Raw genomic sequence first — 15061 nt, 5'->3', positions numbered from 1 at the left:
ATCGGTACGCGCTACCGACGGGCGAGCGCTGTTCGATCACCTTACAAACTCCACATCCGCTTGGCATTGGCGGAGAGCAGCTTCGTCCTTTCGTCGGTGCTTGTTCCGCCAAGCAGCGCATGCGTGGTCGCGACCCAGGTCGCAAGGCCGCCGCCAAGCGTGCAGACCGGCCAGTCGCTGCCCCAGACGACGCGGTCCCAGCCGAAGCAGCCGATGGTGTGTTCGACATAGGGGCGCAGCGTCTCGACAGTCCAGGATTCGGCGGCATAGGCGACCACGCCGGAAATCTTGCCGATGACATTGGGGCGCCCCGCGATCTCAGCCATATGCTCGCGCCATGGATGCTCGCTGGCGCCTTTGATGTCGGGTACGCCGCAATGGTCGAGCACGAACTGAACATCCGGCGCGAGATCCACGAGCGCAATTGCGATCGGGATCTGATGCGGCAGGACGACGAGGTCGAAGGTCAGGCCGGTGCCGGCAAGCCGCTTGATGTTTTCGCGAAACAACGCGGCTTGCGAAAGCTCGTCCGGCATGACGTGGAGCACGCGGCGAAACCCCTTGACGAAGGGATCGGTCCGCTGGCGCTCAAGATAGGCGGCAAAGCCGGGCTCCTCCGGACGGCAGGAGGCAAACGCGCCGCGCAGCAAACTGCCTTCTTTAAGCGACTGTGCCTTCACATAGCTGGTTTCGGCCTGGATGTCGGCCGGGTCGACATCGACCTCCATGTGCAAGGCAGCCTCGATGCCGGCACGGCGGGCCTGGGTCGCGTATTCGTCGTGCGAGTGGTCGCGGTTGAGCGCCGGCACGCCGGCGAGCCAGGGATAGCGCAGTGCTGTGAGGTCGATCAGGTGCAGATGGGTGTCGACGATCATGACGCGCTTTCCTCCTTGGCGATTTCAAGCCATCGCACGGAGAAATTCTTCGTTCAAACGGGAATTCACTTCGAGCAACCAATTTCGGAAGCGGAACTGGGGGCACGGTCGCAGGCGGCCGTCCCAACAGCCCTAAGTCTTGCCGTTGAAAGATGTCCAGAGAAGCGCAAGAGTGCCCGTCGCAATTCAATCGGCTGATGGGGTGAGTCTATGGTGCAGAATATTCTCGAAAAGACGTTGGCTGGAGCGAAGAAGGATCAGGAGACGGTTCGATCCGGCGAGCCGATCGACAAGGCCCCCGACGGCGTGACGTTTCACGACATGACCGCTCACCTCGACGACCGGGGAAGCGTCACCGAAATCTACGACACCCGCTGGAATTGGCACCCCGATCCGCTGGTCTTTTGTTACATGTTTACCATTCGACCAAGAACGGTGAAGGGTTGGGCGCTGCACAAGCTACACGAAGATCGATACTTCGTTGTCGATGGCGAAATGGAGGTCGTCCTGTATGACCCAAGGCCCGAGTCGAGCACCTGCGGACAGGTATTTCGGATTGTTCTGTCTTCGGCCCGGCCTCGCTTGATGAATATTCCCAGATTCGTCTGGCATGCGGACCACAACATCGGCACGAGGGACGTTAGAGCAATCAATTTCCCTACAATGCAGTATGACCACGCCAATCCCGACAAATACCGGCTGCCGCTGGATACCGATTTGATCCCAGTCGACTTTGGCGGCCTCAAGGGATGGTAGACGCTCCGCCGCTCTTCAGCGTCCTGATGCCAACCCACAATCGTCCCGACTCTCTTGCCTATGCCATCCAGTCGGTGCTGGCGCAGACGGAGCAATCGTTCGAGCTTCTTGTCGTTGGCGATGGCGCTGGCCCCGAGACCGCGGCGGTCGTGAGCAGCTTTTCCGACCCGCGAATTCGTTGGTTCAATTTCCCCAAGGCGCCTCACTTTGGCTATGCCAATCGAAATCTGGCGCTCCGAGCGTCACGAGGGGAATTGATGGCCTTCGCCTCGGACGATGACCTGATGATGCCGGATCATCTTGCACTCATGCGCGGCCAATTCGTCGACCCGTCAGTGGCGCTTGTCTACGGCCAAGTGCTCTGGGTCTCGACCGACGGCATCTGCGGTCCCGATCTGACGAACCTGTTCTTTCCCGACGAGCAGCGCAATTTCATGGCGAGAGGAAATACCCTGGCGGCAGGAGGCGTCGCCTATCGCGCCAGCGCTCTTGCGGAGCGGACGGTGTGGCCAGAAGATGTGAACGGGGCGGGAGACTGGGAGATCTGGCGTCGTATCGTGCTCACAAAGGGCGTCGCCGCCGTGCGATACCTTCGCCTTCCCGTATGCCTGCATTTCTCCGCCAAACGGAAGAACGCCAGAGACTCCGGATTCCCAAGGCTGACAGGGTTCATCAAAGCGTGTGAGACGTCGATCTGGTATCCGGCGCCACTACGGGTCGCCATTCCGACAGGACACCTGGAACAAAAGGTCTTCTGGGACATCATGTCCGTCGATCCCGATGGCTGGACCGCGCTCATTCGGGAAGCAGCAACCGACGCCGTCAACCGGCTTGCGCTCGACCGTCTCGAAACCCTGATCACACCCGAGCCGCCGCCTGCTGCCGCTGACGACGACCAGGTGCGGGCGCTTGCGGTGGAAGTGCAGGGGCTTTCCACAGAACGAGATGCTTTGAAAATGGAACTGGAGGCGTTCAAGCGCTCGAAGAGCTGGCGTTGGACTGCCCCGTTGCGGCAACTGAGAAGGTACCTGTAGTATTGCGCGAGAGCATGGCGAAGGGCGTGCGTACTCCGTCCCCACTGCCTCAGACTGACGACTGTCCCGGCACCCGGCTGGCCCAAAGGGCGCCGCGCTCGAAGATCGTGCGCATCTGCGGCACATCGAACTCATCGGCGGTGTGGCCGAGTGCACTGTAAAAAACGCGACCCTTGCCGTAGCGCCGCTTCCAGACCACAGGCATGACGACACCATCGATGAAGTCGAGGTGTTCGCCGGTAAAAGTGGTCGTCGCCAGCACCTCGTTGGTCGGGTCGACATGCATGTAATACTGCTCCGAACGGTAGGCGAAATTGCCGATGCCCTGGACGATCGGATCGTCTGGCATGGTGATGTCGACGTGATAGTCGATGATGTTGCCGGGGTGCGCCACCCACTGGCCGCCGGTCATGAACTGGTATTCCGTCTCGTTGCGAAAGCTATCGCACATCGAGCCGTGAAAACCGGCGAGGCCGGTCCCGCCTTTGACGGCACTGGTGAGGCTTTCCAGCTGCGCCTTTTCGATCGTCGTCATGGTGATCACCGGAACGATGAGATCGAATTCAGAAAGTTGCGGATCAGCGAGTGCCGAGGTGCCCTGCTCTATCCGCACGTCGAAGCCGTGCCCGTTCAGGATCTCCTTGACGACGCCGGCGCTGCGGGCCGGGGTGTGACCTTCCCAGCCGCCCCAGAAAATCAGTGCTGTCTTGGCCATGATGTCGTTCCTATTCCAGAATGCCGAAAGGCAGGTCGGCGCGCATCGGCGCCGGCCTGCCGCAGCCATGTTTGAGGTCGATGCGCTGCCCGCTCTCCGCCGAACGGATGATCTGTTCCATGATCTCCAGGACATGCAGGGAAAGCTCAAGGCTGGCGCGGTGCTCCCTGCCCGACACGATCGCCTGCGCCATGTCGGCCAGGCCGAGGACGCGGTAGTTGCCGTCGCCATAGGCATGGATCTGATCGGCCAGCGTCCAGTCGCCCTTGCGCAGACTGGTCCTGATGTCGCCCTGGAACTGGTTCGGATCGGAGACGATCATCGAGCCCGACGTGCCGTAGAGCTCGATGTGATTGTGTTCATGCTTCCAGACGTCGAAGCTCGTGGTGATCGAAACCGCCGCCCCGTTCTCGAACGCCAGCAGGCCGGAAATGTGGGTCGGCACCTCGACATCGATGGTCTGGCCCTGGCGGGGTCCAGAGCCGATGGTGCGGGTGGCGTAGGATGACTTCGCCTGCCCGGTCACCGATTTCACCGGCCCGAGAAGATTGACCAGGCAGGTCAGGTAATAGGGACCCATGTCGAGCATCGGCCCGCCGCCGGGCTGATAGTAGAAATCCGGGTTCGGATGCCAGAGTTCGTGCCCAGCCACCTGCATGAAGGCCGAGCCGGCGACGATCGTGCCAATGGTCTCTTCGTCGACCAGCCGGCGTGCCGTCTGGTGCGAGCCGCCAAGAAAAGTATCGGGGGCACAGCCGACGCGCACGCCCTTTTCGCGCGCGGCCGCAACCAGCCGCTCCGCGTCAGCGAGCGTCGTTGCCAGCGGCTTTTCCGAATAGACATGCTTGCCTTGCGCCACAGCCTGCAGGCCGACCGGCACGTGATGCTGCGGCGTCGTCAAATTGAGAACGATCTCGACGCGCGGATCGGCAAGCAGCGCCTCGACGGTCATCGCCACCAGGCCGTAGGCCTGCGCCTTGGCTTCGGCAGCCGCCGGGTTGATGTCGGCGACGCCGACAATGTCGAGCACCGGAAATTTCGGCGATGCCTTCAGATAGGCGTCCGAAATGTTGCCACAGCCAATGATGCCGATACCAATTTTTCGCAAGGTCTTCTCCCAGCTGCGCCGCGACATTGATAGGGAAGCCAAACTGATTTGTCTCCCCTTTCCCGCCAGCGATGGCTCGGACAGGCGTTCATCCACACCCTACCCGTTCAGCGGATGATGGCAGGCAACCAGGCGCCCGTCGCCGATGCTGCGCAGCAGCGGACGCTCGCTGCGGCAAACCGAGGTGGCGGCCGGGCAACGGGTGTGGAAGCGGCAACCGGAGGGTGGGTTCATCGGGCTCGGCAGATCGCCTTTCAGCACCATACGCGCGCCCCGCGTCCGATCGACGCTTGGTATCGGCACAGCGGAACGCAGTGCCGCGGTGTAGTGGTGGGCGGGAGCTGAAAAGACCGGATCGGTCGGCCCGCTCTCGACGATCGATCCCAGATACATGACCGCCACGCGCGTCGAGATCTGCCGCACCACCGAGAGATCGTGGGCGATGAAGACATAGGTCAGGTTGAACTCCTCGCGCAGATCGGCGAGCAGGTTGACGATCTGCGCCTGGATCGACACGTCGAGCGCCGAGACCGGCTCGTCGGCCACGATCAGCCGTGGCCTGAGCGCCAGCGCGCGGGCAATGCCGATACGCTGCCGCTGGCCGCCCGAGAATTCGTGCGGATAGCGCGACGCGTGCTCGGGGGAGAGATCGACCCGGCGCAGCAGTTCGGCGACGCGGTCCGCCATTTCGGATGCCGAGAGGCGCTCATGGATGCGGAACGGATCGGCCAGGAGATCGCCGACCCGCCGGCGTGGGTTGAGCGAGGCGCTGGGATCCTGAAACACCATCTGCATCTGCCGCCGCAGCGGGCGCAGCTGCCGCTGCGACGCCTCGGAAATATCGCGGCCCTCGAATTCGAGCGAGCCCGAGGTAATGTCGGTCAGGCGCACCAGGCAGCGGCCAAGGGTGGACTTGCCGCAACCGGACTCGCCGACAATGCCAAGGGTTTCGCCCGACCAGATATCGAGTGAAATCTGATCGACCGCCTGCACCGTTCGGCGCTGCGCCGGGAAAATCGAACGGCCGACATGATAATGCTTCGACAGGTCGCCGGCGCGAAGCAGCGGGCGCAGCACGGCGCTCATGATTGCGCCTCCAGGTCTGCGACCTTGCGGGTATTGAACTTTTTGCGCTGCGCCTCCGGCAACACGCATGCGGCACGATGACGGGCTCCGCTCATCGGCGGCGGCTGGACCAGGCAGGCATCGTGGCGAAAGCTGCAGCGCGGTTCGAAGGCGCAGCCTTGCGGCAGATTGGCGAGCGACGGCGGAACGCCCGGAATGGCGGCGAGCCGGGCCGGGCGCGCGCCATCCATCGGCGGGATCGAGCCGAACAGTCCCCATGTATAGGGATGCAGCGGCGTGCGGAAGACGCTGTTCTTGCCACCCTCTTCGACGAAGCGGCCACCATACATGACCAGCACCCGGTCGGCGACTTCGGCAACGACGCCAAGATCATGCGTGACAAGGATCACCGCCGAGCCGAACTCGTCACGCAGCCGCCCGATCAGTTCGAGAATCTGCGCCTGCACGGTCACATCGAGCGCCGTGGTCGGTTCGTCGGCGACGAGCAGCGCGGGATTGCACGACAGCGCCATGGCGATCACCGCACGCTGGCGCATGCCGCCGGAAAGCTGGTGCGGATAGCCGTCGACGACGCGATCGGGATTGGCGATGCCGACCGCATCGAGCAATTGCACCGCCCTCGCCCGCGCCGCTCGCACTGAGACCTTTTCATGCGCGCGCACCTGCTCGCCGATCTGGTTGCCGATCGTATGCACCGGGGTCAGCGCCGACATCGGATCCTGGAAGATCATGGCGATCTGGCGGCCGCGAATGGCATCGAGCGCCCGCCGCCTGAGCCCGACAAGCTCCTGTCCCATGAAGCGGATCGAGCCGGAGACGACCGCCTTGGGGCTGTCGATCAGGCCCATGATGGCCAGAAGCGTCTGGCTTTTGCCGGAGCCGGATTCGCCGACGACGCCGACGATCTCACGCTGCTCGACAGTGAACGAAACACCGCCCACCGCCCGCACCAAACCCTCGTCGCTGCGGAAGGAAACGGTGAGGTTTTCGACGACCAGAAGAGGAGCATCAGCGGACATCGCGCGCCCTCGGATCGATGAAGACGAAGACGATGTCGACGACGAAGTTTGCCATCACGACGAAGAAGGCGGCGTAGATCACCGTGGCCAGGATCATAGGCAGATCAAGCGTCTGCAGCGCCTCATAGGTCAGTTTGCCGACGCCTTGCAGCCCGAAGACCACTTCGGTCAGCAGCGCGCCGCCACCGACCAGGGCGCCGAAATCGAGGCCGAACATGGTGACGAAGGCGACCAGCGAGGTCCTCAGGCCATGGTGCAGCAGCACCCGCCGCTCGCCGATGCCCTTGGCGCGGGCGGTGCGGATGAAATCCTCCTGCATCATCTCGATCAGGCTTGCCCGCAGCACCCGGCCGTAGAGGCCGACATAGAGGGTCGCCAGCGTGAACCACGGAATGATCAGTGCCTTGAACCAGCCCCAGGGATCCTCGGTCAGCGGGATGTAACCGAGCGGCGGAACCCAGGAAAACAGCCATGTATCGTGCCAGCGGCTCTGGGTCAGAAGGTTGGCGACCTCGCCCAGCCAGAACACCGGAATGGAGACACCGACCAGGCTCAGGATCATCAGCGCCCGATCGATGAAGGTGCCGCGCGTCGCGCCGGCAATCACGCCGACGATCAGCCCACCAAGCACCCACAGCACCGCGGCACCACCGACCAGCGATAGCGTGACGGGAATGGCGCTGATCACTGTGGGAACCACCTGCTGGCCGCGATTGACGAAGGAGGTGAGGTCGCGGCTAATGAAAAGCCGGTTCATCATCAGCCCGTATTGCACCGGCAAGGGCCGGTCGAGACCGAAATCGTGGCGGACCTGGATCAGGGTTTCCTGGGAGGCATTGCGGCCGGCAATGCGCGCCGAAGGATCGGCACCTGGCGTGGCAAAGAAGATCAGGAAGGCAACAATGCTGATGCCGAACATGACCAGCACCATCTGGCCGAGCCGGAAGCTGAACGCCGCGAGCATCAGACGCCCCTCGGCGAGGATTTCGGATCGAGCGCGTCGCGCACCCCGTCGCCCAGAATGTTAAGCGCCAGCACGGTGATGACGATGGCAAGCCCAGGCGCCAGCGCCACGATCGGCCTGGAATAGAGCAGGCCCTGGCCGTCCTGGATGATCGTGCCCCAGCTGGCATCCGGCGGCTGCACGCCGATCGACAGGAACGACAGCGAGGATTCGGTCATCATGTTGAGCGCCAGGATCAGCGGCACGAAGACGATGATGCGGGTCACCACATTGGGCATGATGTCGCGCAACAGGATGCGCCAGGGCGACGCGCCAAGCCCGATCGCCGCGGTGACGAATTCGGCATGCATCAAGGTCAGCACATGGCCGCGGATCGGCCGCGCCACATAGGGCACATAGACGATGCCGATGATGAACACCGGCAGCCACAGGCTGCCGGAGCGGATTTCGAACGGGCCGATCCAGATGCTCTGCGCGATCAGCACGATCGACAGCGAGATCGCGAGCAGGAAGATCGGGAAGGCCCACAGCACGTCGAGAATACGCGACAGGCCGATGTCGACAAGGCCGCCGAAGAAGCCGGAGATAACGCCGAGAAATGTCGCCAGGACGAGACACAGCACAGCCGCGGCGCCCGAGATCAGCAGCGAATCCCGTCCGCCGTAAAGCAGCCGCGCCGCAACATCACGGCCCTGGTTGTCGGCACCGAGCAGATAGGGGCCCATGCGCCAGGTTGGGCCTATCGGCGTCATGCCGAGGCCGAGCCCTTCGGTGGAGGGCTGCAACACCGGCTGGCTCACGCCATCGATGACGATCTCGCCGTTGAGATTGGTGACGAACGGATCGGTGTGGGAGACGTATTGCGCATAAAGCGGCGCCGCCAGCGAGGCGATGACGATGACGACAAGCACGGCGAAGGCGGCTGTCGCCGAACGATCGTCTTTCAGCTTGCGCCAGGCCGTGCGCCAGGGGCCCTGCGGGGCGCGGCGGACCGGAATGGCGGGCTGGTCCGCTATGACATTGACCATGAACAGGATTGCCTAAGAAAAATCTCGACCGGAAAGATGCGCCGAACCGGCGCAAAAAGAAATGCGACGGAGCGCCGATGGCGCTCCGTCGCATTGCATCTCGGAGATCACTCGACCCAGGACTGGCTGACGATCCAGTAGAATTGCGGACTGAAGGTGAAGTTCTTCACCCGGGACGAAATGACATCGACGCGCTTGGGCGTGAACAGCACGGCGACCGGCGCCTTGTCCGTTACCGCCTTGTCGATGGCGGTCCACAGTGCCGCGCCCTTGGCCGGGTCGGCGATGGTCCCCGTCTCAGCCTCGGCCATCGATGCGTCGATCGCCTTGTCGCAGAAGCCCGAAATGTTGACCGACGCATCCGAGCCCGGCGTGAACGAGGCGCAGCTGAACAGCACGTCGAGGAAATCGGATGGCGCCGGGTAATCCTGGAACCATTGCGAGATCGAAATCTGCACCTTGTTGTTGGTGTTCTGGATGTAGGTGAACTGGATGTTCTGCGAGATCGGCTTGACCGATGTCTTGTAGCCAAGCTGGGTGAGCACGTCCTGCAGGTAGACGCCGATCGCCTTGGAGACGGTGGTGTCCTCGGTGATGATCGTCACCTCCTGGCCGGCGGTTCCCGAGTCAGCGACCAGCTGCTTGGCCTTTTCCATATCCGGCGCCGACCACTTTTCGCCGGGGTTGGCGCTGTACGGGCAATAGGACGCATAGGACGGGAAATCCGGCGGCAGGATCTGGCAAGCCGGCTGCGCCAGATTGCTGCCGCCAAACAGCTTGACGATGGCGGCGCGGTCGATGGCGAAGTTCACCGCCTGGCGGACGCGGATGTCGTTGAACGGCGCCAGATTGTTGTTCATCGGCGCATACCACATCGCCGTCAGCGGATGCACCGAGACCTGCTTGGCGTATTTGGTGCCGAGCTCGGCCAGACGATCGGCCGGCGGCGGGTCGAACATCCAGTCGGCCTGGCCGTTCTCGACCGCCGTCACCGCGGCTTCGTCGGTGAGGCCGAATTCATAGTCGATCTCGTCGGGATAGCCGGCCGGCTGCGCCTCCTTGCTCCATTCCTTGAAGTGCGGGTTGCGCACGATCTTCATCAGCTTGTTGGGATCGTAGCTGGCGATCATGTAGGGCCCTGTGCCAGGGATCGGGTCGGTGCCGGCATCCTTGAGCGGCGCGCTGGCCGGCAGGATCGAAGCGTGCGGAATGGCGATCTTCTGCAGGAACTCGGCATCCGGCTGGGTGAGGTTGAAGGTGATCGTGCCGGCGGCATCGTCCACCGACAGGCCACCATCGAGGGTGCAGGTGGCGGGTGTCTTCAGGCACACATCGGCACCGACGATGCCGTTGTAGAGAGTGCCGGTCGTCGGCCCGCTGATCTTGAAGATGCGCTGGAACGACGCCACCACATCCTTGCTGGTGAGATCCGAGCCGTCGGCGAACTTGATGCCCTTGCGCAGCTTGAAGATGTAGGTCTTGCCGCCATTTTCGACCTTCGGCAGGCTTTCAGCCAAGTCTGCGACGACCTCGAAGCCGGTCTTGTCGCCGACCTTCTTGTAGGTCACCAGGCCATCATAGAGAACATAGTTGAGCTGGAAATATTGCAGCGTGTAGTTGATGTGCGGATCGGCGGTGCCGGCCGCGGCGTTGGCCAGCAGCCGCAACGTGCCGCCGGCCTTGCCCTCCGCAGCGAGCGCGCTGTTCGTCGGCGACAGGATCGTCATGCCGAGCAGAGCCAGGCCGGGTATCAACGCTGCAAGTGCCTTTTGCGGTCGCATGGTTCGTGTTCCCTCATGGAAAGCGTGTCGATTTTGCCACGCTGAACGCGGTCGATCGACCACGGCGCGGCGGATACGAAAGGGTCCCGGCTGGCGGACGGCGTCCGTCTATTAGCCCAATCGCGGAAGACTACGGCCAGCCAAGCCGGACAGGATAGCTATTAAGATAGATAGGGTCGCCGACCCCATTCACGCCTATTTGTTGGGCAATCACCCAGCATGGCTATTTGACAAGCAATGACCAGTTGGTAAGTTCGCCGGATGCAGGTTTTTTCAGGGGATTTAGAGAGCCTGTTCCGGACAGGGATGAGCGTCGACGCTGCCATGGCGGCGGCGACCGGTGTGCTGGAGTCCATCGGCTTCACCTCGTTCATCTACGACTATACGCCGGTGCCCGTCAGCCATAAGGGCGATTTGATCACGCCCTCGCTGATGGCGCTGCGCAACGTGCCGCGCGACATGCAGGATCTCTGGTGCAAGGGCGGGTATTATCAGCTCGACCCGGTGCAGGAAGCCGCGCTGGCCGTGTCGCGGCCGTTCCTGTGGTCGCACAAAGGCGTCCAGAGCAGCGTCATGCAGCGCGTGCTGCAGTCGAGGCACGCTCCGGTGGTCAGCTATCTGCTCGACACCAGGATGACCTGCGGCATTACCGTGCCCATTCGTCTTGCCGGCGGCGACCTTGCCACCTTCACCGCCATCCGTGCCGATCCCGAGGCCGGCTTCGAGGCCGAAGCCAGGCACTTCATCGCCGAAATCGGCGATCTCGGCCATCTCCTGCACGATTCCGTCTATGCCGGTTTCGACGAGGGCACCCGCACCTGCCAATATGTCCATCTAACGGCGCGCGAGCGCCAGTGCCTGCGCCTCGCCGCGGCCGGACTGACGGCAAAGCAGGTGGCGCGCGAGATCGGCCGCACGGTGCCGACTGCAACGCTGCACCTCAATGCGGCGACGCGCAAACTTGGCGCCAAAAACCGCTTCCACGCCATCGCACTGGCCGCCCACTACCGGCTGCTCGAACCGGAGCATTGAGGCCGGAGGCTCCTGATCACCGCCAGGGCAAACCTATAAATAGTGCTAGCTGTAATTGCGCGAGGTCACTGAGTACCGTCTGCCGCAAAACAAGGCTTGGGAGGCTCCGTCATTTGGTTCCTGCCGCGCCATGATGCGGAGTTCGGACAATGACGGCAGCTACGACCACCGAAGGATTCAGCGACTACAAGGGCTACCGGACATGGTACCGGGTGACCGGGAATCTCGCCTCGGACAGACTGCCGCTGGTCGTCGCCCATGGCGGCCCCGGCTGCACCCACGATTATGTCGATTCCTTCAAGGAGCTCGCCGGAACCGGACGGGCCGTCATCCACTACGACCAGATCGGCAACGGCAAATCGACCCATCTGCCCGACAAGGGCGGTGATTTCTGGACCGTCGAGTTTTTCCTCGGCGAGCTCGACGCACTGCTCGCCCATCTCGGCATTGCCGACCGCTACGCCCTGCTCGGCCAATCCTGGGGCGGCATGCTGTCGGCCGAGCACGCGGTGCGGCGGCCCGACGGCCTCAAGGCGTTGATCCTGGCCAATTCGCTGGCGTCCATGCCGCTCTGGATCGAAGGCGCGTTGCAGCTGCGCGCCGAATTGCCGGCGGATGTGCGGGCAGCACTCGACCGGCACGAGGCCGACGGAACCACCGATCACCCGGACTATGTCGCCGCAACCAAGGCTTTTTACGATCGCCATGTCTGTCGCGTCGTTCCCAATCCGCCCGAAGTCGTCAGGACATTTGCGGCGATCGAAGCGGATCCGACGGTCTATCACACCATGAACGGACCCAACGAATTCCATGTCATCGGCACCATGCGCAACTGGACCATCGTCGAGCGCCTGCCTCTGATCGAGACGCCGACGCTGGCGTTCCGCGGATTTTACGACGAAGCGACCGAGGCCTGCGTGCAGCCGTTTCTCGATCGCATTCCCGACGTCGAAGGCATCGTCTTCCCGAATTCCAGCCACATGCCGCATGTCGAGGAAAAAGACGACTGCCTCGCCGCCGTCGGTCGCTTTCTGGCCAAACACGACTGACGTTTCGCGCCTTCTGCTCAGCCAGAGAGCGCTGCGCCCACCCAGTCGAGCCGCGCCGCCGGGACAAGGCCGTAATTGTAGAAATTGATGCCGTCGACAGCCGGCGCCAGCGCCGGCTTGACCTTGGCGGCGAGCACTTCGAGGCCGGCCATTTCCGGATAGAACAGCCGGTAGCCGGTGCCGAGGAATTTTTCCGCGCCGAGTGCCGCACGGCCGGCGGCCATCAGGCTGGCGACATCGCCGGCCTGCATGTCGTAGGCACACAGGATCGCCCCGTCGCAGACCTTGCCGAGCGCTTCGAGATCGCAGCCGCCGAGCCAGCCGTCTTTCAGATCGATGACGACGACACGCGTCGTGGGATCCGCCACCTCGCGCAATTCGGCGACAAGGCTGGTCACCGGCTCGAACCGCCAGAGCAAATAGGCATGGAGCTCTGGCCATGGCGCAAAGACGTCGAGGCCGCTGGCGGGAAAATCGGGAAAGCGCCGTTGCGGCACCGCACGCTCACAGGTCTCGACGATCCATTGCCTGGTGAGCTTGCGTGCCGCCTCGCCGTCGACGCCGGCTTTTGCGGCGCGGGCGACGCAGGACGAACAGAAGCACAGCGACAAAAGAAAATCGTCTTCCGGCGTCAGCCCGACACCGTCCTTCTCGTGATGATATTCGTGGGCGAAGCCCATGAAGGACGGGCTTTCAAGTTCGATCCTGTCCGGCCGGTAGCTGTGCGAAATATCGGCGACCAGCGCGCGGACATAGGCACGGGCATCGGGATGCGACGGGCAGAGATTGTAGTAATTGGCATCGCCAAAGGCGTTGCGGGTGACGGCCTGCGGATGCAGCATGCCGAGGCGGGTGTTGTGCAGGCAGACTGTCCAGCACGAAACGCCGAGCCCGCCGGCGTCGCGCCGGCGGACAAGGTTGCCAAGCACGTCGCCGCCCTCCGTGATCACGTCAGCCACCTTGGGCTGGATGGCGAGGCTTCCCCAGCGCGCCGCGGTCGGCTTGAAGTAGATGGTGCCGTCCTCCGGGAAATAGGCCTTGCGGCGCGGGCTGCGCGGCTGCAGGAAGCGCCCGGCATGATAGGACGTCGCCAGGCTGATCATGTTGAGCCCGGCGCGCTCGACAAGATCGCGCTCGACCGTCTCCAGGCCGAGATCCCTGACATCCCAGGGGTAGGTCCACATGGACAGTTGTTGCATGGAATATCCTCAGTCCTGATCCTGGTATGGCTTCAGCCGTCGACCGGCTCGGCGACCTGCATCAGGCAGTCTCCCGCCTCGCACATGGTGTGCAGCCGGCGTGACAGCACGATGCCGCTTTCGGCGAAGTGCAGCGCTTCCTCGGCAACATCGAGCTGTTCGAGATCGTGATACCAGCCAGCCAATTGTCCTGAAGTCACACTGTCGCCCAGCCTGACGGCGGGTTCGAACCAGCCGCGGCGGGTGGCATAGAGGCCCTGGCTGTGCCGGGACAGCGACAGCAGCCGTGTCGGCGCCGAAGGCTTTTCGCCTGCGCCAAGAACCGGCGCGTCGACAACGCCCAACGCAAACATCAGACCGTCGAGCGCGCGGGCGGTGATCGCCATAGAATCGACCGTAGCGGTACCACCGCCGCCGAATTCGCCGCTGACGCCGATGGCTCCCGCCCGGCGCGCTGCACCCATCGAGGTCGGCGAAGCCTGGCCGTTATCGGCGACGAAGCCGTAGGGCATGCCGAGCGTGCGCATCAGCTCGACGCCACGCCGATGGCGCTCGGGATCGGCATTGCGCTCGACCAGTGCAGTCGGCAAATGTTCCATCGACGTGCCGCCTGAATGGACGTCGAAGACGACATCGTGGCGCGGGAACAATTCCGTCTCCAGGAAATTGGCGAGACGGCTTGTCGGCATGCCCGAGGGGTCGCCGGGAAAGGCGCGGTTGAGATTGCCGCCATCGAGCGGCGAACAGCGCTTGGCGACCATCACCGCCGGGGCGTTGACCATCGGCATTATGGTGACGCGGCCCTTGATCCGCTTCGGATCGAGCCGGCGCACCAGTCTGGCCAGCGACAGCTCGCCCTCATATTCGTCGCCGTGATTGCCGGCCATTAGAAGCAGCGACGGGCCGTCGCCATTGCGGATGAGGCAGATCGGCACCTTGACCTGGAAATAGGGCGAGCGGTCGATCGAGAACGGAATGCTGAGATGGCTAAGCGTCTTGCCGTCGCGGTCGAAGTCGAGCGTGTGGGCGAGGCCGGTGTGCATGGCTAGACCGCCGCGACCGCGGTGATTTCGATGCGCAGATCGGGATCGGCGAGACGCGCCTCGACACAGGCGCGCGCCGGCAGGCGCTGCGGGTCGATCCAGGCATCGTAGATGCTGTTCATGGCCTCGAAATCGCCGATCTGCGGCAGGAAGATGTTGACCGCCACCAGCTTCGACTTGCTGCTGCCGGCCTCGACCAGCAGCGCCTCGACCTTGGCCAGCACGTCGCTGGTCTGGCTCTCGATCCCGGCCTTGCGGTCATTGGCCACCTGACCGGCTATGTGGACGAGGCCGCCATAGACGACAGCCTGCGACATGCGCGAGCCGGACTGAAAATACTTGATCATATCGGATCCTTTCGAGGTTCTCTTT

General features: G+C 63.3%; 15 protein-coding genes. 4 read left to right on the top strand and 11 right to left on the bottom strand.

Translation table 11 applies throughout. The features are described 5' to 3' along the window. Window positions 1-41 precede the first annotated feature (41 nt). Window positions 42-875, bottom strand: a complete 834-nt coding sequence (locus AC1DX6_RS17700) for an amidohydrolase family protein (protein ID WP_477315561.1) — start codon at window positions 873-875, stop codon at window positions 42-44. Window positions 876-1085: 210 nt separating this feature from the next. Between AC1DX6_RS17700 and AC1DX6_RS17695 the strand changes: the two genes are divergently transcribed. Next, window positions 1086-1631 (top strand): cupin domain-containing protein, encoded by a 546-nt coding sequence (locus AC1DX6_RS17695; protein WP_477315559.1) that lies wholly within the window; start codon window positions 1086-1088, stop codon window positions 1629-1631. Beyond that, a complete protein-coding gene (locus AC1DX6_RS17690; protein WP_477315557.1) occupies window positions 1625-2665 on the top strand; it encodes a glycosyltransferase family 2 protein in 1041 nt (346 codons plus the stop codon). The genes AC1DX6_RS17695 and AC1DX6_RS17690 overlap by 7 nt, the downstream gene beginning before the upstream one ends. Window positions 2666-2714: 49 nt before the next feature. Here AC1DX6_RS17690 and AC1DX6_RS17685 read toward each other — a convergent pair whose 3' ends face one another. From AC1DX6_RS17685 to AC1DX6_RS17655, 7 genes are all read right to left on the bottom strand, one after another. Then, the gene (locus tag AC1DX6_RS17685; protein WP_477315555.1) at window positions 2715-3380 is read right to left on the bottom strand and encodes a ThuA domain-containing protein; all 666 of its coding nucleotides are present in this window, start codon (window positions 3378-3380) and stop codon (window positions 2715-2717) included. 10 nt (window positions 3381-3390) lie between these two features. Further along, window positions 3391-4488 carry a Gfo/Idh/MocA family protein gene (locus AC1DX6_RS17680; protein ID WP_477315553.1) on the bottom strand — a complete coding sequence of 366 codons (1098 nt, stop codon included), beginning with the start codon at window positions 4486-4488 and terminating at the stop codon, window positions 3391-3393. A 99-nt stretch (window positions 4489-4587) separates the two neighbouring features. Next, window positions 4588-5574, bottom strand: a complete 987-nt coding sequence (locus AC1DX6_RS17675; RefSeq protein WP_477315551.1) for an ABC transporter ATP-binding protein — start codon at window positions 5572-5574, stop codon at window positions 4588-4590. Continuing rightward, window positions 5571-6593, bottom strand: coding sequence for an ABC transporter ATP-binding protein (locus AC1DX6_RS17670; RefSeq protein WP_477315549.1), 1023 nt, complete (start codon window positions 6591-6593; stop codon window positions 5571-5573). The genes AC1DX6_RS17675 and AC1DX6_RS17670 overlap by 4 nt, the downstream gene beginning before the upstream one ends. Then, entirely contained in the window at window positions 6583-7557 is a 975-nt protein-coding gene (locus tag AC1DX6_RS17665) for an ABC transporter permease (RefSeq protein WP_477315547.1), read from the bottom strand. The genes AC1DX6_RS17670 and AC1DX6_RS17665 overlap by 11 nt, the downstream gene beginning before the upstream one ends. Continuing rightward, window positions 7557-8585 (bottom strand): ABC transporter permease, encoded by a 1029-nt coding sequence (locus AC1DX6_RS17660; RefSeq protein WP_477315545.1) that lies wholly within the window; start codon window positions 8583-8585, stop codon window positions 7557-7559. Before AC1DX6_RS17660 ends, AC1DX6_RS17665 begins: the two co-directional genes overlap by 1 nt. Window positions 8586-8692: 107 nt before the next feature. Then, window positions 8693-10366: an ABC transporter substrate-binding protein gene (locus AC1DX6_RS17655; protein ID WP_477315543.1), complete on the bottom strand. Its 1674-nt coding sequence runs from the start codon at window positions 10364-10366 to the stop codon at window positions 8693-8695. A 306-nt stretch (window positions 10367-10672) separates the two neighbouring features. On the opposite strand from AC1DX6_RS17655, the gene AC1DX6_RS17650 reads away from it, so the two are divergent. Beyond that, window positions 10673-11398 carry a LuxR family transcriptional regulator gene (locus AC1DX6_RS17650; protein ID WP_477315541.1) on the top strand — a complete coding sequence of 242 codons (726 nt, stop codon included), beginning with the start codon at window positions 10673-10675 and terminating at the stop codon, window positions 11396-11398. A 149-nt stretch (window positions 11399-11547) separates the two neighbouring features. After that, the gene (locus AC1DX6_RS17645; protein WP_477315539.1) at window positions 11548-12447 is read left to right on the top strand and encodes a proline iminopeptidase-family hydrolase; all 900 of its coding nucleotides are present in this window, start codon (window positions 11548-11550) and stop codon (window positions 12445-12447) included. Window positions 12448-12464: 17 nt separating this feature from the next. Here AC1DX6_RS17645 and AC1DX6_RS17640 read toward each other — a convergent pair whose 3' ends face one another. Genes AC1DX6_RS17640 through AC1DX6_RS17630 form a run of 3 tightly spaced genes read right to left on the bottom strand, consistent with a single transcriptional unit; the run spans window position 12465 to window position 15036 of the window. Continuing rightward, on the bottom strand, window positions 12465-13646 hold the full coding sequence (locus tag AC1DX6_RS17640; protein ID WP_477315537.1) for a hypothetical protein: 1182 nt from the start codon (window positions 13644-13646) through the stop codon (window positions 12465-12467). A gap of 32 nt (window positions 13647-13678) precedes the next feature. Further along, window positions 13679-14689 (bottom strand): succinylglutamate desuccinylase/aspartoacylase family protein, encoded by a 1011-nt coding sequence (locus AC1DX6_RS17635; protein ID WP_477315535.1) that lies wholly within the window; start codon window positions 14687-14689, stop codon window positions 13679-13681. A gap of 2 nt (window positions 14690-14691) precedes the next feature. After that, window positions 14692-15036: a RidA family protein gene (locus AC1DX6_RS17630; protein WP_477315533.1), complete on the bottom strand. Its 345-nt coding sequence runs from the start codon at window positions 15034-15036 to the stop codon at window positions 14692-14694. Window positions 15037-15061: the final 25 nt, after the last annotated feature.

Source organism: Mesorhizobium sp. P2_C4 (genome assembly GCF_056404575.1).
The sequence above is the reverse complement of the archived record's forward strand: the minus strand, read 5'-3'. Positions and strand labels throughout refer to the sequence as shown.